The sequence below is a fragment of the Methylomonas lenta genome (assembly GCF_001644015.1).
Lineage (GTDB): Bacteria > Pseudomonadota > Gammaproteobacteria > Methylococcales > Methylomonadaceae > Methylomonas > Methylomonas lenta.
This window is the reverse complement of record NZ_LUUI01000026.1, coordinates 18,902-41,156: the sequence shown is the minus strand read 5'-3', so window position 1 is coordinate 41,156 and position 22,255 is coordinate 18,902. Positions and strand designations below refer to the sequence as shown.

Annotated in this window: 15 protein-coding genes; 6 read left to right on the top strand and 9 right to left on the bottom strand. The window is 46.9% G+C overall.

Annotated elements, in window-relative coordinates; translation table 11 throughout:
• Positions 1-28 precede the first annotated feature (28 nt).
• A complete protein-coding gene (locus tag A1359_RS22195) occupies positions 29-199 on the top strand; it encodes a hypothetical protein (protein WP_157200433.1) in 171 nt (56 codons plus the stop codon).
• Positions 200-296: 97 nt separating this feature from the next.
• Here A1359_RS22195 and A1359_RS01920 read toward each other — a convergent pair whose 3' ends face one another.
• Positions 297-887 (bottom strand): LOG family protein, encoded by a 591-nt coding sequence (locus A1359_RS01920; protein WP_066977196.1) that lies wholly within the window; start codon positions 885-887, stop codon positions 297-299.
• A 73-nt stretch (positions 888-960) separates the two neighbouring features.
• Entirely contained in the window at positions 961-1,677 is a 717-nt protein-coding gene (locus A1359_RS01915) for a YebC/PmpR family DNA-binding transcriptional regulator (protein ID WP_066977194.1), read from the bottom strand.
• A 313-nt stretch (positions 1,678-1,990) separates the two neighbouring features.
• Here A1359_RS01915 and A1359_RS01910 point away from each other — a divergent pair, with 313 nt between their 5' ends.
• Both A1359_RS01910 and A1359_RS22640 read left to right on the top strand, forming a co-directional pair.
• Positions 1,991-3,955 carry an APC family permease gene (locus tag A1359_RS01910; RefSeq protein WP_198159235.1) on the top strand — a complete coding sequence of 655 codons (1,965 nt, stop codon included), beginning with the start codon at positions 1,991-1,993 and terminating at the stop codon, positions 3,953-3,955.
• Positions 3,897-4,574 carry a hypothetical protein gene (locus A1359_RS22640; protein ID WP_198159234.1) on the top strand — a complete coding sequence of 226 codons (678 nt, stop codon included), beginning with the start codon at positions 3,897-3,899 and terminating at the stop codon, positions 4,572-4,574. The genes A1359_RS01910 and A1359_RS22640 overlap by 59 nt, the downstream gene beginning before the upstream one ends.
• 206 nt (positions 4,575-4,780) lie before the next feature.
• Here A1359_RS22640 and A1359_RS01905 read toward each other — a convergent pair whose 3' ends face one another.
• On the bottom strand, positions 4,781-5,353 hold the full coding sequence (locus tag A1359_RS01905; protein ID WP_066977191.1) for a methyltransferase family protein: 573 nt from the start codon (positions 5,351-5,353) through the stop codon (positions 4,781-4,783).
• Positions 5,354-5,441: 88 nt separating this feature from the next.
• Between A1359_RS01905 and A1359_RS01900 the strand changes: the two genes are divergently transcribed.
• The 3 genes from A1359_RS01900 to A1359_RS01890 all read left to right on the top strand — a co-directional run bounded on the left by A1359_RS01900 (position 5,442) and on the right by A1359_RS01890 (position 9,511).
• Positions 5,442-6,140 (top strand): ABC transporter ATP-binding protein, encoded by a 699-nt coding sequence (locus tag A1359_RS01900; RefSeq protein WP_066977189.1) that lies wholly within the window; start codon positions 5,442-5,444, stop codon positions 6,138-6,140.
• A complete protein-coding gene (locus tag A1359_RS01895; RefSeq protein ID WP_066977186.1) occupies positions 6,137-8,551 on the top strand; it encodes an ABC transporter permease in 2,415 nt (804 codons plus the stop codon). Before A1359_RS01900 ends, A1359_RS01895 begins: the two co-directional genes overlap by 4 nt.
• A gap of 114 nt (positions 8,552-8,665) precedes the next feature.
• Positions 8,666-9,511, top strand: coding sequence for an alpha/beta hydrolase family protein (locus A1359_RS01890; protein ID WP_066977183.1), 846 nt, complete (start codon positions 8,666-8,668; stop codon positions 9,509-9,511).
• 143 nt (positions 9,512-9,654) lie between these two features.
• Here A1359_RS01890 and A1359_RS01885 read toward each other — a convergent pair whose 3' ends face one another.
• The 6 genes from A1359_RS01885 to A1359_RS01860 form a co-directional block, all read right to left on the bottom strand.
• Positions 9,655-12,570, bottom strand: coding sequence for an EAL domain-containing protein (locus tag A1359_RS01885; protein WP_198159233.1), 2,916 nt, complete (start codon positions 12,568-12,570; stop codon positions 9,655-9,657).
• A gap of 16 nt (positions 12,571-12,586) precedes the next feature.
• Entirely contained in the window at positions 12,587-15,895 is a 3,309-nt protein-coding gene (locus A1359_RS01880) for a hybrid sensor histidine kinase/response regulator (protein WP_198159232.1), read from the bottom strand.
• A 315-nt stretch (positions 15,896-16,210) separates the two neighbouring features.
• Positions 16,211-16,546, bottom strand: a complete 336-nt coding sequence (locus A1359_RS22190) for a biliverdin-producing heme oxygenase (RefSeq protein ID WP_269747864.1) — start codon at positions 16,544-16,546, stop codon at positions 16,211-16,213.
• 101 nt (positions 16,547-16,647) lie between these two features.
• The gene (locus A1359_RS01870) at positions 16,648-17,589 is read right to left on the bottom strand and encodes a cation diffusion facilitator family transporter (protein WP_066977171.1); all 942 of its coding nucleotides are present in this window, start codon (positions 17,587-17,589) and stop codon (positions 16,648-16,650) included.
• A 63-nt stretch (positions 17,590-17,652) separates the two neighbouring features.
• Positions 17,653-19,530, bottom strand: a complete 1,878-nt coding sequence (locus A1359_RS01865; protein WP_066977168.1) for a proton-conducting transporter transmembrane domain-containing protein — start codon at positions 19,528-19,530, stop codon at positions 17,653-17,655.
• A complete protein-coding gene (locus tag A1359_RS01860; RefSeq protein WP_066977165.1) occupies positions 19,527-22,088 on the bottom strand; it encodes a YbcC family protein in 2,562 nt (853 codons plus the stop codon). Before A1359_RS01860 ends, A1359_RS01865 begins: the two co-directional genes overlap by 4 nt.
• Between the last annotated feature and the right edge of the window lie 167 nt (positions 22,089-22,255).

Here is a 22,255-nt window from a genome sequence, read left to right as displayed (position 1 = left end):
TCAATTAATAAAAACTTAGGACATGACGATGATCAGCAAATTCGGCAAGGCCACCCCATCTAAAACCGCTAACACAGGCTTTCAATTAAATCCGAGCTATATCTATGATATAGAACTAAGAATTCAAGCCACAAACTGGATGAAACAAAGTATCCGAAATTTACAAACCAGCGAACAAAAACCTGATTCAGAACGTTGAACGTATATCTGCAGCCAAGAAAGCCAAATAAGCAGTTAGCGTTAGCTGAGTCTGCATCAAAATTTAGGCAATATCGCAGCTCACTGAAATACTTCAATCAAGTTTCGTCTTGATCCAACCAATGCTCAGCTCCCGGTGACCGATAATTTACCAAGCGCTCTAATAGCGCCTCCGGCTGGCTTTCCACCATCAACAGAGCATGATGATGATTTTTAACAAATTGTTCTGCCAAAACGTGATCTAAAAATTGGATCAAGGCATTATAAAAACCTGCCACATTAAGCAAGCCACAAGGCTTTTGGTGCAACCCCAGTTGCGCCCAAGTCCAAATTTCAAATAACTCTTCCAATGTGCCTATACCACCAGGCAGCGCGATAAATCCATCCGATAGTTCGGCCATCAGCATTTTACGTTCATGCATGGAATGGGTAACATGCAATTCAGTTAACCCATGGTGCGCCACTTCTTTATGCGCCAGAGCTTTCGGTATCACGCCTACCGCTTGACCGCCTAGTTTCAACACCCGGTCTGCCAGCCTGCCCATAATGCCGATACTAGCGCCCCCGTATACCAAACGGATATTACGCCTAACCATTGCTTCGGCAAGTGAGTCTGCGGCTTGCGCATAGGCATCAAGGCGACCAGGACTCGATCCACAATAAATGCAAAGGCTTTTAATCGGCATCATAGCAACCTTTATAATTCCAAGTGTATAGGCTTAATTTTCAAGAATATCCACGCCTAATCAAACAATGCAAATATCAAAACTGGGCATCGTGATAAACATTCTGTACATCGTCCAGCTCACTCAACATATCCAAAAACTTTTCGAACAGCACAACATCATCGCCACTAATAGGCGTGGCACTTTTAGGTAGGAATTGAATTTCATCCACATCAAAATCAATCTCGCCGAAGGCATCCAGCAAGGCTTGTTTGGCTTTGAAGTAATCGGCATGAGGCGTGAAGACAGTGACTTTGCCGTCATCGCTTTCAATATCGGTCACATCGACATCCGCTGCCAGTAAAGCCTCGAGCACAGCGTCTTCATCTGCATGATTAAAGGCCAAAATAGCGGCATGATCAAACATATGACTAACGGCACCTTGGGTACCGATTTTGCATTTTGTTTTGGTAAAACAAAGTCGTACATCACCAAAAGTGCGATTAGGATTATCGGTGAGGCAGTCGATAATCACCATGCAGCTTCCTGGACCATAGCCTTCGTAACGCGCAGGCGCAAAATCCTCTCCACCACCACCTTTGGCTTTATCCATTGCCTTTTCAATCACATGGGTAGGCACCTGATCTTTCTTGGCGCGCTCAATCAATCCCCGCAAAGCCAAATTACCCGCCGGATCAACACCACCTGCTTTAGCAACCACATAGATCTCTCGACCGTATTTGCTGTAAACCTTGGCCTTGGCATCCGATGTTTTGGCCATAGACACTTTACGGTTTTGATAAGCTCTACCCATTTGCTTGTTGCTCCATTGAAAAATTAAAGTGACGGATTTTACAGCTAAGTATTTGCATAGGGAACTTATGAATTGACTAAGCTGGCTGATAAAAAGTAAAAACCATCAAACTATAGGCAGACAATAGCCTGCTGATTTTTTTATCTAATTTCTTAAATGCTTCAATCTGGTATCGTTGCACTTCGATGAGTTGATTATATTTATTTATAAGCCCTCTCATCTGTTACCCAATAGAACAGTCATAGATTTACAGCCACTGACCGCCTCTATTCCTAAAAGTTAGTGCACTTAATTGTTGAACCCAAGAAAATATATGGCCATTAAAAAACCAAAAACAACCTATCAACACCTGCCAACTTTAGGGACTTTTGGTGGTGTTTTTACCCCCAGTTTTTTAACCATTCTGGGTATTATCCTTTTTATGCGTCTGGGGTATGTTACTGGTAGCGCCGGGTTGGCCTACGCGTTAGTTATCGTAGGATTGGCCAATGCCATCTCCATCATTACCAGCCTTTCTCTAGCGGCTATTTCAACCAATTTAAAAGTAAAATGTGGCGGCCCCTATTATTTGATTTCCAGAACCTTAGGCCATGAGTTTGGCGGATCAATCGGGATCGTCCTCTATATTGCTCAATCGATCTCGATTGCTTTCTATTGTTTAGGATTTGGTGAGGCGTTGGCCATAGTTTTACCTGAACCGTTTAATAATCCGCAACTGATAGCCGGCCTCTGCGTAGCTTTATTGTTTGTGTTTGCCTGGTTGGGCGCTGATTGGGCAACCCGCTTGCAATATCTGGTTATGGTGATTCTTGTCGCCTCATTAGCCTCATTTTTCATCGGTGGCTTTATCCACTGGGATAGCCAATTATTAATAGATAATTTCGCCGCCCCATCCGATGGGCCAAACTTTTGGTTTTTATTTGCGCTATTTTTCCCCGCTGTGACCGGATTTACTCAGGGTGTCAATATGTCGGGTGATTTAAAAGACCCTGGTGTCAGTTTGCCTTTGGGTACATTTTTGGCTGTTGGCATTTCAATGGTGATTTATGTTGCAACTACCGTGGTGTTAGCTGGCAGCTTATCCTTACATGATTTGACGATTGATTACGGCGCAATGAACCGTGTGGCAGTTGTACCTGAGCTGATTTTGGCCGGTGTATTGGCGGCGACATTATCATCGGCTATGGCATCTTATTTGGGGGCGCCGAGAATATTGCAATCCATCGCTGTAGACAGACTTTTTGGTTTTTTGCTGCCTTTTGCCGAAGGCCATGGTCCGACACGAAACCCAAGGCGCGGGGTTTTATTGTCTACAGTTATCGCCGCAGCAACCATCGCGGTTGGTCAGCTCAATCTGATTGCCCCAGTCGTATCGATGTTTTTCTTAATCTCATACGGCTTGATCAATTACGCCACCTATTTTGAAGCGCGTGCCGCGAGTCCGTCGTTCAGGCCGCTATTCAAATACTATAACAAGCATTTAAGTTTGATCGGTGGTGTCGCTTGTCTTGGCATCATGATGACCATCGACTTGACTGCCAGCATCGTTGCAATAGCCGTTTTATTCGGGATTTATGAATATATTAGCCGCGTAGCACCTTTTGCCCGCTGGGCAGATGGCCGCAGGTCTTATCATTTACAACGTATCAGAGCGCATTTATTGGCTGCGGGTTTAAACTCTGAGCATCCACGGGATTGGCGTCCCAATATTTTGCTGTTTGTGATCAATGATGATCGGCGGTTTCCACTATACCGTTTTTCATCCTGGCTGGAAGCTAACAGTGGTTTCACAACCATCGTCAAGATATTACAAGGCAAAGGTGTTAAAGGTCTTAAATTACGGAAAGAGGCCGAAGCTGAGTTAGCACAGGAAATTAAAGCGCTCAAAATACAAGCATTTCCATTAGCCGTTTCGGCACCCAATACAGAAATTGGCATCCACACGATTATCCAGGGCTTCGGTATTGGTCCCTTGCATGCAAATACACTGCTATTGAGTTGGGTTTCCCAGGAAGAGCACCCGGATAGCGAGCATTATTCCAGTTTGTATCATCGACATCTGATTACTGCCTCGCGTTTGGATTGTAATTTGGTATTACTGGATGATGAAAACAAAAACTTGTCCGCAATTGATGATATTGAACCAGAAGATAGAATTATCGATGTCTGGTGGTGGGGCGGCGCCAGTAGCCGGTTGTCATTGCTATTGGGCATTTTTGATGACACGAACCGACGATTGGAGCGGCTCAACTATTCGTTTGTTAGCCCCTTGCCTTAAAGATACCAGCGTCGAGATTGAAGAAACTCTCAAGCAAACACTCCGGGATGCTCGTATTCCTGCTGAAGTCGTCATGGTGACTGATGTTGATGTGGCAAAAATCATAGAGTATTCTGAAAACACCGATCTGGTATTTATGCCATTCAAACTAAAACAAAATAAACCAGTCAGTTTATTGAACCAGCCATTAACTCAATTATTGCCCTCATTGCCAGTGACATCATTGGTATTAGCCGACAAAGATTTCGAGCTTGATGCCGAACCGGAAGAAGGCAAAGCGGCTGAAATTGCAGAAACATTGGATCATTTGCAAGATGCCAAGATATTTTCCGAGCTAACAGCCAAAGAATCTGAAAACCTTCTAGCTCAGATTACAAAAACCGAAGCGAAATTGGCTGTTTTAATAGCAAAAGATACTGATGATGAAAATATTGCCAAACTGCAAGCAGACCTCGATCATTTGGAAAAACAATCCGAAAAATTATACCGGCGGTCGGTGCGTGCAAAAGCTAAACACAGCTCAGCTGAAAAAGAAGCCGAAGCCGCAGGTCTGGTGAAAGAGTGTTTAGAAGAAAAAAACCATGAGGCTAAAAACAACGCAGACCATTGCGAAGAATAAATATACTGGAACGGCAGAGGATTTTTATTCAGCTACAAAGCCCCAAAAGGCCCACAGAGCCGTGCCAGGCAAGCCTTTTTGAGCTGCCGCAGCTGAGCGCAAATAACTAGTCAGCTGGGTATATGTTTAAGCGTAATTGGCTCTGCATAAAATTGATATTCGTACTGGCGCCAGTTAAAAATCAGCTAACCGTCGATTAATCTCGCTCAATAGAAAGGCGGCAATAATTTGTAGGTTTTGTGCAAATAAACTAAATATTGCTGTCCAAATTGCTTGATCAGTTTTTTCTCTTCCATGGCAATGCGGGTTTTGAAAGCAAAAAAAGGTATTACTATCAGCAGTAGCAGCGCTAAAAAATCCCCCATCGCCCAGCCGGCACCGGCTAATGCAAGCAATAATCCTGTGTAGGCAGGATGACGTATCCATTGGTAGGGTCCATGGGTAATCAACTGATGCTGATGTTGAATTAATACATGGGTTGAGAAAAATCGGCCTAAGTTAACCACGGCCCAATAACGCAGAGCTAGCCCGGTTGCGCATAGCGTGATAGCCAGCCATTGACGAGACATATACTCCATCGGAATGGGTAGCCAGGCCAAGCTCTTAAACAACAGCGCCAGACTGATGCTGCAGATTACGCTTAGCCATAACCAGCCTTGCGACCGTCGCTCAGCATCGATAACATCCTGAGAGTTTTTCGCAACCTTGCGAACCAGCCTAATCTCAGCGACCATCCAAAGCACGCCAATCATTAACCAGATAATCCTTACAGATGTCATTTGTCAGCCTCCAGCGATGAAATTTAGCAAGTCATGCCGTGTTACGATAGCAGATAGTTCGCCAAGCGTATTTCAATTCCGGACCGTCATGAACAAAATCATCGAACTGAAACAAGTTTACAAGGATTACCCGCAGGCCGGCACTTTACAAACTGTTTTACACGACATCAATCTGGCTATTTTCCCAGGTGATTTTGTTGCTATTGTCGGCCCCTCCGGTAACGGCAAATCGACCTTGTTAAACCTGTTGACGGGTATCGATCATCCTAGTCGGGGTGACATTATCGTTAACGGTACCCACTTGCAAACCCTCAGCAATAACAAATTAACCGCTTGGCGCGGCGCTCATGTTGGCATCGTTTTTCAATTTTTCCAATTATTGCCAACGCTGAGCCTGTTGCAAAACATCGCATTACCGATGGAGTTTATTGGAAAACTGAATAAAAATCAGCGTCTGGAACGTGCCATTCAATTACTAGAGCGTGTAGGGTTGGCTGATGAAATGCATAGATTGCCCAGTCAAGTATCCGGCGGCCAACAACAGCGAGCGGCAATTGCCCGTGCTTTGGCAAATGATCCGCCGCTAATCGTCGCTGACGAGCCTACCGGCAATTTAGATGCGACAACTGCAGATGCAGTCTTCAACTTGTTTGCCCATTTACGCGACCAGGGTAAGACTTTGGTGATGGTTACTCACAACGAAGCTCTGGCTAATGCGGCCAGCCGCAAGATCGAAATTCGTAGCGGACGCATACATGCCGATAGCCGCCCGGAGCCTTACTTTTGAGTATACTGCTATATAAAGTATGGGGCGATTTATGGCTGTCAAAATCGCGCAGCCTGCTAGCCGTCATCAGCATTGCCGTAGGCATATTTTGCGTTGGCACTATATTTGGGATGATTGACCTTCAGCTAAGCAAAATGGATGCGGCACATAAAGAATCGTTACCTTCGCATATCAATCTGATACTCAACCGCGATGTCGACGTGTCTGTACTCGAGGAAATTAAAGCCCTGCCCGGCGTGGCCGGTGTCGACACCATGTCACAATTAACTGTCTATTTCCGCAAGCCCCTGGAATCTACATGGACGATGGCAACCTTGATAATCCGTCCCGATTACCAAAAGCAAGGCTTTGACAAAACCTTGCTAGAAGCCGGCGCCTGGCCCACTCAAAATAATCTGGCTATCGAAAACCTTTCTGCCCAATTCACTGGTTTGGGGATAGGCGATAGTATTGAATTCAAAACATCTGCAGACAAGCTAATACTGCCGATTAATGGCATCGTCCGCCATCCCTTCGTCAAACCACCCAAATTTGGCGGACAAGTGCATTTTTTTGCCGCGCCATCCGGCGGATTGCCATTCGGGGTTCCACTGAATAGTTTTCGACAACTCTTGGTACAAATCGCTTCACCCTATAGTGAAGATAAAGCCCGCACATTGGCTGGCGACATCCGCGCCGTGTTGGCCACGCAGCAAATCGCCGCGAACGTGACTCTGCTACAAGACCCGGAACGACATTGGGGGCGGCCTTTTCTGTCCGGTGTTAATAACGTGCTGAAACTGATGGCTCTGACTGCTTTGGCATTGGCTAGCGTATTAATTTTAAATACCATTTCCGCGCATCTAGCCCTGCAAAGAAATCAAATCGGTGTCATGAAAGCCTTGGGCGCCAGCACCTTCACTGTCGCCAAAATTTACCTCTGCGAAGTCTTGCTGATGGCTCTAATGGCAACCCTACTCGCCATACCGCTTGGCCTGGCCGCCGCTTATTTCAGTTCCTGCCATTTACTGGAACTGTTTAATATTAATTGTGGCGGGTTTGATTTTTCGCCACGCGCGGTTCTGTATATGCTTTTAGGTGGCTTAGTGGTGCCATTATTGGCGGCGCTGAGTCCGATACTGCTCAGTGCCACAATGACAGTACGGGAGGCCATCGCCGACTATGGCTTAGGCGCTGATTTTGGCTACAGTCGTTTCGACATCTTGATCGAACGTATCGCCAGCCGCTTGCTACCGACACTTTACGCGGTTGCGTTTTGCAACCTGTTCCGCCGCAAAACCAGTTTAGTGCTAACCCAAAGCGTACTTATCATTGCCGGAACCACCTTTCTGGTGTTAATCAGCCTTATTGCCTCATTAAATCTAACCCTTAACCATGAAATGGCTCGCAGTCAGTTTGCTGTGCGCCTGAGTTTTGCCGTTGATCAACCGGAACAACAACTGCTTAAAATCGCCCAGGCAATTCCGGCAACCGAGAAGGTGGAATTCTGGCAGCGGCTGCCGGTAGAAATGCTGAAAGACAAAAAAGTTCTTCGGCAAAAAGGCAATCTGGGTACCCAATTATTGGCATTACCTTCGGCATCATCCCTCTATCAGCCTTTGATCGAATCCGGGCGTTGGTTGCAAGCCGCAGATGCAGGAAAACGCGTCGTAGTCATTAGTGCAGATACCGCCAAACTCAATGGCATCCAGGTCGGCAATACACTGCAGATAACCCTAGGCTCGGTTAAACAAGACTGGCAGGTAATCGGTATTTATCGCTGGTTGGTAGCCGGAAACTATGCAGTGGAGCCGGTATATGCGCCTTTGGAAACTCTACGGACTATCACTCAAGCTAAAAACATGGCCTCTTTCGCGTTGATACAAGCCTCCATCGACAATCCTGAGGAGGAAGCAGATTTTTTAAGCCTGCTAAAACAACGTTTCCAGGACAACGCTATCAAACTGGATGTCTACAACACCCTAGCCAAACTGGAACAAAATCAATACATCCGCAACCAATTCAATCCAGTCCTAGGCACACTGTCAGGATTAGCATCCATGATTGCCGCCGTCGGCGGTATTGGGCTATCCGGCGCATTAGCTATTAGCGTGATGCAACGTACGCGTGAAATCGGCGTACTCTCGGCCATTGGCGCCCCAGCCAATGCTATCTACCGTTTATTTTTGCTGGAAGGATTGCTGCATGGCCTTGTTGCCTGGGTATTGAGTATTCCATTGGCCTATCTGGCTGCAGAGCCTATAGCCGGCGAGCTAGGCAAAACCATGCTGGGAATAGAGCTGGATTTTGCCTTTGACTTGAATGCGGTGTTTTATTGGTTAGCCATTGTGCTGCTATTAACCTGGGCAGCCTCCTATTGGCCGGCGCGGAAAGCCGCAAAATTAACAGTCCGGCAATGTTTACAGCATTGAAGTTGTGGCAAGTTGAGATTGGGTGTAGAAAAGGGGTTGAAAAGTAAGCCGCTTGCTAATCAAGACAAGAATAGGCGGTAGTTTTTTAAATCGTTTTTTTGAGGGGGAACGACTATGTTATTTCGCACACAACCTGAAACAGTTGCCAGAATAAGATATGGTGAAGAAGACGTTTCAACGCAGAGTGTTTTTCAATATATCGAACACGACCCGATTTTAGTTAGCGATTTGGCCATTCTGAGTGCAGAAATTTATTATCGTGATGAGGGAATAGATATTCCTCAGGAAATGCCTGAGAAATTTCTTCACTGGGACAAACTGGAAAACTTGAATCCGCCTCCGCCCCCAGAAAAAATTTGGCATGTAGGAGGGTTAGGCATGGAAGTCTGGTCAACCTCGCACCTTAACGATACTATCGCAGTATTAGTGTTTAGGGGTACCCGGGGTATTAAAAAATGGCAAGATTGGTTTGCCAACTGCAGATGGCTGACTAAATACATTCCTTTTACCTGGGATCAATACGATGAAACGCATCACGTTGCGCAATACATAGTACAAGCGATCAAAAAAAGCTTTGGCGATGATGTACAGATATTTTCTGCCGGCCACTCTCTAGGTGGCGGCTTAGCGCAGCATGCAGGATATTCAGTGCAAGCCATTAAAACCATTTATGTATTCAATACCTCGCCTCTTACTGGTTTCTATTCCATACCTAAAAGTGAAAGAGAAGCAAATGCCATGGACATGCGCATTCTTAGGTTTTACGAACATGGCGAAATACTGGCTTACTTTAGGTTGATTATGCGATTTTTCTATACGCTCTCCTATAAAAACCCCAGCATCACTGAGCTGCGGTTTAACTTTGATCGATGGGATCACTTTGTGAAACAACATGGCATGGGTAAATTTGCTTTAGGATTGAAAAAAATAGCTAAAACCGCGTCGAATGCTCGCCCCTAAGTTATTTAGGAATGCGCATGAAACAAGTTCGTCAGCTGTGGGTGCGAATTTATTCGCACTGTGCGAATAAATCCGCACCTACACAGGACTCTTGCATATGATATTCCATGCATATTCCTTAGAGCGTAAGGCTTTCAATTACCTTACGCCTGCTTTGAAACAGATTGAGTTTTGCTCAGTAGCTTTGTAAATTCATCCGCCGGAAGTGGTCGACTAAACAGGTAGCCTTGCATTTCGGTGCAAGCCAGACCGCGCAAATAAATGAGTTGCTCTTCGGTTTCCACCCCTTCAGCGATGGTTGTCATCGATAGCGCTTGGCCCAATGATACGATGGCCCTAACGATAGCTGCATCGTTATCGCCTTCCAGCATATTCTGCACAAAAGACTGATCAATCTTGAGTTTATCCACTGGAAAATGCTTTAGATACGACAGACTGGAATAACCGGTGCCGAAATCGTCGATCGACAACTGCAGGCCGGTTGCTTTGAATCCGCGCATGATGCGCAGAATATCTTCTACATTATTCATAATCGCGCTTTCGGTAAACTCAAGCTCCAGGCATTCTGGCGCTAGTTGAGATTGCTGCAGTGCGCGCGTAACCGCATGCGGGAGATCAGGCTGATGCAGTTGTACCGGTGATAGATTCACCGCCACAACAAAGCCATTTTGTATCGTCTGCCATTGCTTTGCCTGCCGACAAGCTTCTTTTAATACCCATTCGCCCATCGGAATGATCAAGCCCGTTTCTTCGGCAATCGGTATAAAATCGGCCGGCGAGATCAAGCCTTGCTTTGAATCTTTGATACGGATTAACGCTTCGGCGCCGATAATCTGACCGCTATCAATATTGACTTGCGGCTGATAATGCAAGACCAACCTGTTTTCGTCTATGGCATTTCGCAATGCCGCACTCATTTTTACCATGGCGCGAGCATGCATGTTCATCTCGCTACGGTAGAACCGATAACAGTTGGTTTCCAGTGCTTTTTTAGCGTCGGATAATGCGATATCCGCATGCTCCATCAAATCGGTAACGCTTGTTCCGTCACCAGGATACACTGAAATTCCCATACGAATCGAAAGCTGTACGCTCTGATCAGCCAAGATAATCGGCTGATAAAGCTTATGCTGAATCTCTTCGACTATCAGATTGATTTTTTCAACGGCATTCAGATCCGGTAACACCGCGCCAAACGTATCGGCACCTAAACGAGCCGCAGTGGCTTGTTTGGGCAAAACTTCTAGCAGGCGTTGCCCGGTCGCAATCAGCACATCGTCACCCACGGCAAAACCGAATGAATCGTTGATGGCGCGAAAATGTTTTAAATTTAAATAAATGACGGCAACAACCCGCTGATGCGGCTGTGCACTGATCAAGGCAAGGTCGATACGATTGCTTAACAAGGGCAGATTTGCCAAGCCGGTGAGGGGGTCATAAAATTTTAGCTGGCTCAGCTCTTCGACCGCTTGTTTTTGCAACATATCACTAAATACCGCGAAGTAATTAATGACATTGCCGTGGGCGTCTCTCACCACATTTAAACTGGCCCACTCGGGAAAGATTTCGCCATTCTTACGCCGGTTCCAAATTTCACCCTGCCAGGTATTTTCCTGTTGGAGGCTGCGCCACATAGCTTGATAAAAATCGTGACCGTGTTTACCGGACTTTAACAGATTAGGTTGTTGACCCTCCACCTCATCCTGGCTGTAACCAAAAGTTTCGGTAAATGCCCGATTAACATTGATAATCCGGTTTGATTCATCGGTAACCATAATCCCTTCCACGGCATTTTCAAATACCATATTGGACAGCAGCAGTCGGCGTTGCGTGTTTACCAGGTCGGTAACGTTCCGTATCAACAGTAAGAACCGCGGCTCCACTAGCGCATCGGCAGGTGTTTTGGAAACGGATAGTTCGAACCACTGACTACCTTTGGATAAAGGCCACTCAAATTGTTTGCCTGTGGAACACCCGCTTGCATTGACTTCCGCAAAGGCCGCTAACAAGGTCTGATGCGCTTCTGTCGGAAGCAGCTCGTATACTAACTTGCCGACCCAGTTCCGTTTGGCTATGGGCAAGGTGGTTTCTTGCCGCATATGAATATCACAACAATAGCCTTCGGTATCAACCTCGATTATTAAATCCGGTACAGCATTTAAAGTGGCCCGCAATCGAGACGTTATTTTTTGGAGTTCGGACGTGCGCTGTGCCACCGTTTGTTGTAAACGTCGATGCAGTTGGCTTAATTCAAGATGGTTACGCAAGCGCGCCCTTACTTCATCAATATCGAAGGGTTTGGTAATGAAATCTGCTCCACCTACCGCAAAACCGCGTACCTTTTCTATTGTGTTATCGACAACGCTCAAAAACAGCACAGGAATAGCATTGCCGGCCGCTGTCGCCTTAATGCGTCTACACACCTCAAAGCCGTCCATGTTCGGCATCAATACATCCAGCAAAATCAGGTCCGGAGGGCTAGTGCTTTGTACGATTTCAATAGCCTTCTCACCCTCGCAAGCTACCAACACCCGATATTGATCGGATAAGGCATTCACCAGACCATGCACATTTTCCGGCATGTCATCCACCACCAGTATGCTGGCTGGCTTCGACGAGCTATTTTGACCTTCTGGTTGAAATGTGTGTGATGGTTTGCGTCGAAAATGCTGTAACTCCAACTGGGTCTGAATTCGCAATTTCAACAAGCCAGGATTGATGGGCTTGGTAATATAGTCTGCGGCGCCCATTTTCAGGCCTTTTGCTTCATCTTCGGCTTCGGATAAAGCGGAAACAAAAATGACCGGCATGTCCGCCGTCAGCGGATTGGCTTTGAGTCGTTGCAAAACCTCATAACCATTCATGCCTGGCATTTTGATATCCAGCAACATCAGGTCCGGCAGCGGCTGTCGCTGTGCCAGGTCCAGTGCTTTCTCTCCGTCAGTGGCGGCGATAATGACATATTGATCGTTTAGAATCTGCATCAACGCATGCAGGTTCTCAGGCACATCGTCAACAATAAGTATTTTGGCCTTGGCCGAAGTCTTTTCTTTATGCATGACTGCTTCCCCTGAATTAGTCTGCATGACGTAACTGTATTTGCAATGATTTGATATTTGTCAGTGCTGAATCAATATCGAACCCATCAAGATCTCGAGCAATTCTATTTACCGTGGGTTCAAGCTCATTTCCCGCCACGCCAGATTGTATTTCCTGTATCAGTTGTTCGGCAGCCCCCAAATCGGTTTCCAGCAAGGTCGATAAAACCGCCAATTTAACCCATAGATCGTCATCACTTAAACCCGCGCTGGGCGACGCTACAGCTTGAGTAAAAGGGACAAATTGCCTGATTTCATCAAGCAAACGCTGCAGCAACGCCTCGCAGTCTTGAAACTGTTGCGTAGTTGGCATTTCATCACGCTGTAACAAAACATCAAGTTGATTGATCGCTGCAAATAGTTCGTTGGCCGCCAAATTAGCGCATACCCCTTTTAAGCCATGACAATAAGCTTCTCCCGCATTAAAACCCTTTTCAGCAATAATGCCTTGCAATTCTTGCAAGGCATTGGAATAGTGGCTGGTAAAGCGTTGTAGTTGTTTGCGATAGGCGTTGACGTTGCCGCCGATCCGCCGCACACCCTGCTGGATATCCACGCCGGTTAAGCCCACTAAATCGGCGGGTAACTCCGCGCCATTCCGGGTATGTATTGTTGGAGGTGTTTTTAGGATAGCCAACGGCAACCATTGACTTAAGGTGCTAACCAGTTGATCCGGATCGATTGGTTTGGTGATATGCGCATTCATACCGGCTTGTCTACTTTTTTCCTCATCTTGCTTCATGGCCAGTGCCGTCATCGCAATGATCGGCAATTGCGCGAAACGAGCGTCAGAGGCTGAGGCCGCCAGAGTCCGAATGCGCCGTGTCGCTTCGATGCCATCCATGAACGGCATCTGAATATCCATCAGCACCAAAGCATAATCGGTTTGCTGAACTTTTTCCACAGCCTGCTGACCATTGATCGCCTCATCGACATCCAGATGCATACTTTGTAATAACTCGAAGGCAAACTCGCGGTTAATCGGGTTGTCTTCCACCAATAACACCCGCGCATTCGCAAAATCCACTCCATCATCCGCAATTTTTTTCACCCGCATGGCTTTAGCCAAAACTCGGCCACGCCCGAGTACGTTTAGCATGGTATCCAGGAGTGTTGATGGCGAAACAGGCTTGACCAAGAACCCTTGCGATCCAGCTGCTTCTGCTAAGGCAATCACCTCCTCCCGACCATAGGCAGTCACCATAATAATCTTGGGCATTTTCGGCAAAGCTTTACTACTCTGAATCCTGCGCATGACTTCATCCCCGTTCATGCTGGGCATGCGCCAGTCCATCAGCACAATGTCAAACGGCTTAGCTACCGCCTGTTCCAATGTGGTTAAGGCGGCCACGCCATTAGCGACTATTTCGTGGTCAACCTGCATTTGTCCTAGCATCGAACCCATAATATCCCGCGCGGTTGCATTGTCATCGACCACCAATACCCGAATATCCTTGAGCATGCTGCTGGTAATATCAAGCAAGTCCTGGCTATCGCGTTGTCCATGTGGTGATATTTTCAAACTAACACTACAGCAAAAAGTGCTTCCTTTACCTAGTTGGGAGTCAGCGATCCATACTTTTCCACCCATCAGTTCAGCCAAATTTTTGCAGATGACCAATCCCAGGCCCGTGCCGCCATACTGTCGGGTAGTGGATTGATCCGCTTGGGAAAACTTTTGGAATAACTGTGCTTGCGCTGCTAATGGAATACCAATGCCGGTATCACGCACAGAAACCAGCAAGGTGAAATTGTCTGCCGTGGTATCGACAGCCGACAATGACAATTCCACCTCGCCGGTATCAGTAAACTTAATCGCGTTATTGCACAAATTCAACACAATTTGTCCCAGTCGAACCGGGTCTCCGATAACCATGCCAGGAAGGGTCGGGGCAGTACGAATCAAAAATTCGATACCTTTTTGTTCTGCCTGCATGCCAATCGATGCGGTCAATTGCTCGATGATACTTTCCAACGTAAATTCGATGGACTCTATATCCAGCTTCCCCGACTCGATTTTGGAAAAATCCAGTATGTCGTTAATCACGCATAGTAAAGATTGCGCTGCAGCTTGGGCTTTATTCAGATAATTATGCAAGGTTGGATTAGCATCTTGCTTGAGCGCCAAATGCAGCATGCCAAAAATGGCGTTCATGGGTGTGCGAATTTCATGGCTCATATTGGCCAGAAAATCTGACTTGGCTTTATTGGCTGCCTGTGCTTCCTGCGCCCGCAAGGCCAGATCAAGGTTTAGTTGTTTGACCCGGGCATGCGACCCGGCCAGCAGGGCACTGACGACCGCAAACAAAAGCATCAGCAGCCCCATGGGAATACTTATTTTTCGCCAAGTGTGCTGTTGAATGTCATTCAAGCTCTCGTTGCTTAACAGCATGACGATATGCCAAGTGTAATCATAGCGCCCTAAAATGTTTATTTTCGCCAGTGTTTGAAGCTGACCGGTTTTAACATCCTCCAACGGATTGACCCGATTCCACGTCCAAAGCCCATCGTCATCAATTTGATAGCCACTCGCGTTCTGGTATAGAGCAGACCATAGCACAGGTTTCTGCGTGGCCAGTGTAGCGGTCTGATTAAACATAAACCCCCATTCATCTTCCGCTCTCAACCCCTTTAGCCAATAGCCATCACGATTCAACAACAACAGCCGATTACCGTTAGCGCCCACTGATTGTACAAACTCATCAAGCAGACGTTGTCCGAGATAATTGATAATCAGTATGCCTTTAGGGTGATGCGCGGAATCCTGAACCGGTATGGCAATGCGAATAACCGGTTTGAAAGGGCGTTGAATTTGTTCATCCTCAACATTAAGCTCGAATGGTGAAATATAAATGGCGCCGGCAGGGGTTTGAGAGGCCTGCAGGTAATAAGACCTCTGGGACTTATCCTGCAATTTTTCATCTGGCATAACCCGCGCTTGACGATTGATAAAATCCAGGCGTAAACGCTCTTTTCCCGTCTGATCTATCCAGCGTATTTGATCGAATATGCCCTGCGTTTCCATGTAAATGCGAAAGTATGCAGCCGTGCGTGCCAAATTGTCAGGCGTTGGGTTATCCAGGAGATCTCGAAATTTCGGTATATTCCCCAAAAACATGATGTCATTGGACAAATTATTTAAATTCTGGCGTAAGGAATTGGAGGCTATTTCCACAGCCGACGTGTCATCAGCCTGCAATTGCCGTTGTTGGTAGCGAATTTCCGAGGTTGCAAATAAATAACCGCCGGCACCAATCAATAAAAGTGCCGGTACAAAGAGGAGCAAGAAGACGAGACCATTTCCAAATTTATGCATACGTGTGTTGGCGAGATCGATGGACGGTGTTGAAATGCAAAGCGTTAAACGACCGGGAATAAATCATCTGAAGTTTTCCAATGATTGATCAGCCAACACTGCATAGTTAGTGCTGGTCTGCAATATATATAGCAAACCCTACTTTAATTCGCTTCCCTTTATATGTCACTGACAAAAAAACTGGGAAACTTTAGATATAAATAGACAAATGCCTGAAATATCTGTGCCGTTTCGTGTCGCGAAATCTGTAATTTTCCTGAAGCGGTCTGCTGTTGTTTGGCAACATCAAGCAATGATTCGACTTGCTGGGCCACAGAGTTGCCTATCACATGAATCCAATTCAACGCTGTAAAACTTTTGCAATAAAAACTTATCAAAAGTTTGTGAAAATAAATTGAATGTTTGACAGGCCATCGCAACGGCTTTTGCACACTGCGCCTGGTCACCACAAATTGTATCGGCAAAGATAAGGAACTCCCGCCGCATAGTCGCTGTTTCATCACCATAACCCGAATAAAAACGGGCACCCTGAGTGGTCGCCAAGTCATGACGCGCTGCAAGATTGCGTGAAATTAATTGACCGCCTAACATTGATCCCTCAATTACATACAGTACACCGATAGAAGCCCAACCGTTTAATTTTGTTGGGCTTCGCTTTGCTCAACTTAAATTTAGAAATATGCTTGGAATATCATATGCAATGCAAGAATTCGCACCTACAGCTAATGCCGCCAGGACGCCAGATCTTCTATCGGCTCCAGGTGGGTATCGATATCCATGTTATCGAATTTGTCCATGATTTGTTGTTCAATCAATTCCAGTAAATCATGACCTTGCTGTACGGACCAGTGACCCGGCACCAACACATGCACGGACATAAAACGCCGGGCACCGGCATAACGGGTACGCAAGGCGTGATAAGTAATTTGATCGGAGGCGGCGAAACGCTCTAAAACGTTAATAATTTCTGCCAACTCTTCTTCCGGCAATGCCGCATCCATCAAACCGGCAATAGTGCGCCGAATCAAGTGCAAGCCTGCCCAGACGATATTGATTGCCACCAGAATAGCAATAATAGGGTCCAGGATTTCCCAACCATTCATACCGAGTTGCTTAGCCAGATTAAGCGTCACTTCAAAATGATTGCCGACGGCGATGATGCCGATACCGATCAGGATGCCGATAGTCGTCCAGACATCTGTCATCAGATGCTTGCCATCGGCTTCCAGGGTAATAGACTGCCGACGTTGTCCGACACTGATCAAAATTCGGGCGACGAATAAATTGATCAACGATGCAAAAACGGAAATCGCGATACCCAAATCCAATTGCTGCAAGGGCTCTGGATGCGTCAATCTTTCCCAGGCGGTATAAGCGATGCTAAACGCCGCCAACAAAATCATTACCCCTTCGGCACCGCTGGAAAAATACTCCACCTTGTCATGCCCGTATGCATGATCGTCATCCGGTGGCCGCGCGGCGATGCTGAGCACCACTAACACAATCACCGCCGCCACCAAATTAATCAACGACTCCAACGCATCGGACAACAATCCCACCGAATCGGTCAGCCAATAGGCATAACTTTTAAGAGCGATGGTTGCCAATGCCGCAGCAATGGAGAGCCAGCCATATCGGGCTAGCGAGGGTTGTGCGTCAGCCATGATCTAATCCGTATAAAAAACGGCGTAAGTCTAACAGTTCATAGACGCCTCATGTACCCTTCCTTATAACCTAAACTCCTTAACCTCCACCGGCCGCCCCATGCAAAGACGCATAAACACTCGAGCAGCAGCGATACCATTAACCACAAAGGCGATAGTAATCGGTGCGGCAAACCAGGGATGCTGGCTACTGGCATGCGACAACAACAAATCCTCCCCTAGGAATGCCGGAGTGATTGGAAAACCCACCAACCCTAAAAAGCTCAAAAACAATAACAGCGACAAACCGGGGCGGGTTTCTGAAAAGGCCCGATAACGAAAAGACGATTCGGCAAAATTGTCATTTTTCAACAGAAAATACATGGCTAATAGACCTAACAACCAAGCCGGCACAATACCGCTGAGGAACAAGAACAAATCAAACAATGCGCTCGGCACCATCAACCACACGGCTAGCGCCGCCAAAAAACTACTGATGGCGATGCTGTTCCAGACTTTAAATGGACTGTGTTTCTGACTGAAGGCGCTGGCCGACACCAGTACCATCAACAATGATACCGGCATAGACAGATAAGTGCCTGCCACCCCACTGACCTCCGCCACAGCAATCAACAACCAAACTAGCAACGCCAACACTGTCAGCCATTTAATCCAGGCACTCACCTGATTCAACGTTCTACCTAGTTTTTTCAACGGCTCCCACAGCATATTCCGTACCAACAACTCTAATTGACCTTCCTGCAAGGCAAAAACATATAAGGTGTTTTGCAAAACATCCGGTAAAACATCTCTTAATGAATTGGGCAGATATTGCAGTTTTCGCTGATCTTTGATGTAAAAATCCGTATCCACAGCACCCTCAACCCGTAATAAATGCGCGACGATAGATGGCGATACCAGCAATTGATAGCAACGCAAGAATGCATTACTCATAAAATGTAATAACACTAATGTTTCCAGCCCCAACGAAAGTTCGATGAACATAAAGCCTACTTGGGCAATCGAGGCATATGCCACCTGGCCTTTAATGTTGGATTGGGTCTTTTCCGACAGACTGGCAACGATGACTGTCAACAAGCCGATGCTAAAAATCATCAAGCGTGGCAGAAAATTAAAACTCCAGATCGGCATGGTTCTTAACAACAAAAACACACCCAAATGAATCGACAAGGCACCGTAAAAAATAGCACTGGAAGGGGTTGGTCCTTCCATGGCGCGCGGCAACCAGAAACAAAAAGGAAATTGGGCGGACTTACCCGATGCTGCCAGAATAATCAGCCAGGACAGCACCGACAAAGCCGCATAACCGGCGGGCTCAATAGCCTGATCAAAAAGGCCGGCCATTTGACTAAAGTGCTGGCTTTCATGAAACAGCATATGACTCATCCAGGCACCCATCAGCAAGCCAACATCGCAAAGCCGATAAATCGTATAAGCCCTCAGCGCATTCCGCACTGGCTGCCAACGATGCCGATAAAATGCAATCAGCAAAAACGAGGAGATCCCCACCACTTCCCAACCGGCAAACAGCATATCGATACTGCCTGCTAGCACAATCACATTTAAACCAAAGGCAAAGGTAAAAATGGTTTGAAAAAAGCGCTGATATCCGGCATCTCTATGCATATATACCCGACAATATTTAACGATGATGGTGAAAATCATCCCCACGCAAAATAAGTAGGCCGCACCGACCCTATCCAGATAAAACAGCAGCGGAAATTGATAATCATCCTGCTGATACAGTACAAACCATTGATATTCGTAGGCTTTAAAGCCACTTAAAGCCCAAAGCGCCAGCAAAGCGATAATCGACAAACTCATCGCCCTGGTTACCCACAGGCTAATCCGGGCAATTTTATGCTCATTTCCATCACTCAAAAAAATCAGCGACAAGCCCAGCAACGGCAGCAAAACGCACGCCAGCAATAACACATTCATACATGTCTCCCGGTTAATTGATGCACAGGAATGGTTTTGGTTTGGCCGACAATCACTGCCTCCGATCGTTTAGCAGAAGGCGCAACAAGCGCGCTCGGCAGCGTAATTTTCTGCCAACCCTGTTGACCATATAGCATCAGTGCCCGAGTTTGCGGGTCACAGCTAACAAAGCGCACCCAGTCGTTATCCACCCATTCTCTCAAGCCAGCCAATTTGACTAAGGCCTGATCGATCACGTCAGTGCATTGCTCAACCACAATCAGCAATCGTGCCGGCTCATGTACTTCTATCATTTGCGAGGGCAATCCGGTGCGCAAATCGCCTTCCACCCCATTCGCCACCCCCAACAAACCAATTACGTTATGCGGCAGCTTGGTGCCGGCGCCGTACATGGAATTATCAATCCTTGAAAACAGATACTCCAGATTGATGCCTCCACAAACTGGAAAAATGGCCGACAATATCTTGGCTAAAAGTTCACCGTCAACATCCGACTGTGGATCATAGGATTGCAAAAATGCGCGCCTATCCAGAAACAGATGCCGGGTTAATTGACGTCGCCCCACCACGCAATACAGATTATTGGAATGGTTATATTCAGGCCGTGGTTCAAAAATGGACAAGGCCCGTGTTACCACATGTCGATGTGCAACCTTGTTATCGGGTGTTTGCGGTCCCAACTCAAACCAGCGACAACGCTCACGAGCATTTCGCTCAAGCGCAATGCCCATGGCCCGCTTAAAGGCTTGCATTTGAGGGTGTACTGATTTATCCAGTGATGGTTCGTCGAAATAAGTCATTTCATCACGACTGGTATTGTGCATAGACGCTGCAAAGTGTGTGGTATCGGGAATATCGATACCGCGCTGACGTAATATATCTCTGACGCCGGGATGATTGGCCATCCAGGCAAAAGCTCTCGCATTCGGCGCACCCGGCTTACCAGCACAGGCTCCACAATCATAGGCAGCGAAATGCGGATTGTTCACACTACTGGAACCGTGCGCAGCCGCCAAAATTAAGGGCGCAAAGTTTTGCGTTAGGCCGATGCTGCGCAACAAGCCAGCTACCCGATCCGCCATTTCTGCCAAGGAAAAGCCGAGCAAATAACCGTCTTCATTCGGCTCATCGCTTTCTCGTAATAAATGCAAATTGCCATGTGCTTCTAATTCACTCAAGGTACGGATACCGGGCAACTTAGTTGCCGGCCGAAATACACTCCAGGCTAAACGCGCGGCATAGGCAAAACCCAAGGTTTGCGTGTAAATCCAGCCCCTCGCCATGGAATGTGCCGAGAAATGCATTTTGCTAAGATCCTGCCGCGGGTCTTTTTTAGGCGCACGCTGCAGGGTGGTAGACGATTTAATCAAATGCTTTGGCTTGATCACCGCTGGACATTGCGCCACCGGATACACGTCATCTAAACCTTGGTAGAGAAAGTCGATACCAAAAAAACCAGGCGCACCAAAGGTTTCCACCCCGGGGTGCACTTCTTCCAGATAACGACGCAAGGAACATTCTCTATCATCGATGCAGAATATGGCTTGCACCTCAGGCGCTGCCTGAGCTACTTTAGGCGCAGGCTGGTCGCGTAATGCCGCTAACAACTCTGAGTGTAACGACCACTCCATGGCTTCATGCCACACTCTGAGTTTCAAGGGCACTTGCGGCGTTAAATGATCTTCATCAAACAAAGGGATGGCAGCCAATTCAGGCAATTCGGCAATTTTCAAAAAATGTGTGCCTTTCTTTTTATCCACAAACGCCAGTTCGCAGGCTAACTCCACCGCCAACATTTGTTTCAAGGAAATCATACGTGGCGCCAACAAGGCTTGCGGATTACCTTCAATGATATGCACCATGCCCGACCAACCGGGATGGCCCAACAATACTTCCAACAGGTATTGCGAATAGAGCGACTCATCCCCGACAATTTTTTCCAGGCAGGTCAGGATCACCTGTTCTGGATTTTCTCGCAGCATTTCCCGTACGATGGACTGATGAAACGGATACAAGGGAATCAGACTATTCAGGGTTAAACGCACCACGCAATCCCAAAAGTTTTCACCGTTTTTAGGCAACGCCCAACGGCTAATACCTTGGTCGAGATAGTTCGATAACAACCTAAACATTACAGGATGCACCAAAGCATTCAAATCGATTTCCAACCGGTTCACCCAAGCATTGCGAATGCCATCATTGGCTAAAGAAATCGGTGGATGGTGGCTGGTATGATCATCTTTAAACATGCTATCCCGCAGAATCTGAGCATCCTGCGTCGAGCAACCCGACTGCGCGATGGCCCAATCGATGGCATCCGGCGTGATACGTCCTGTTTGAAAACGCTGCTGATAATCGGCCAACGGCAAATAACTGCGGGCACCAAACACCTTGGCGGCTACGGCAACGCCTTCATGAAACGGAAAGTGTTGAACGGCATGTAAGGTGTTGTGGTGAATAAAATCCTTGATCGGCCCCTGGCTGGGTAACCAATGGGCCATATGCTGAATGGCAGCATCTAAATCAAAAATATCGCCTTTGTGCTTATGTATGGGCATCTTTACAACCTAAATTCAGTGAACAACGCAACGACAGGCAAAAGCCCGGTGCTCAGAATATTGATTGCATAGGGTGTGCCAAACCAGATTATTCGTCGGCAACCACGATAGATTTAGCCTGCATCCACTAGAACATGTAGCCTAATTCTATATCGCCAAGCTCGTCA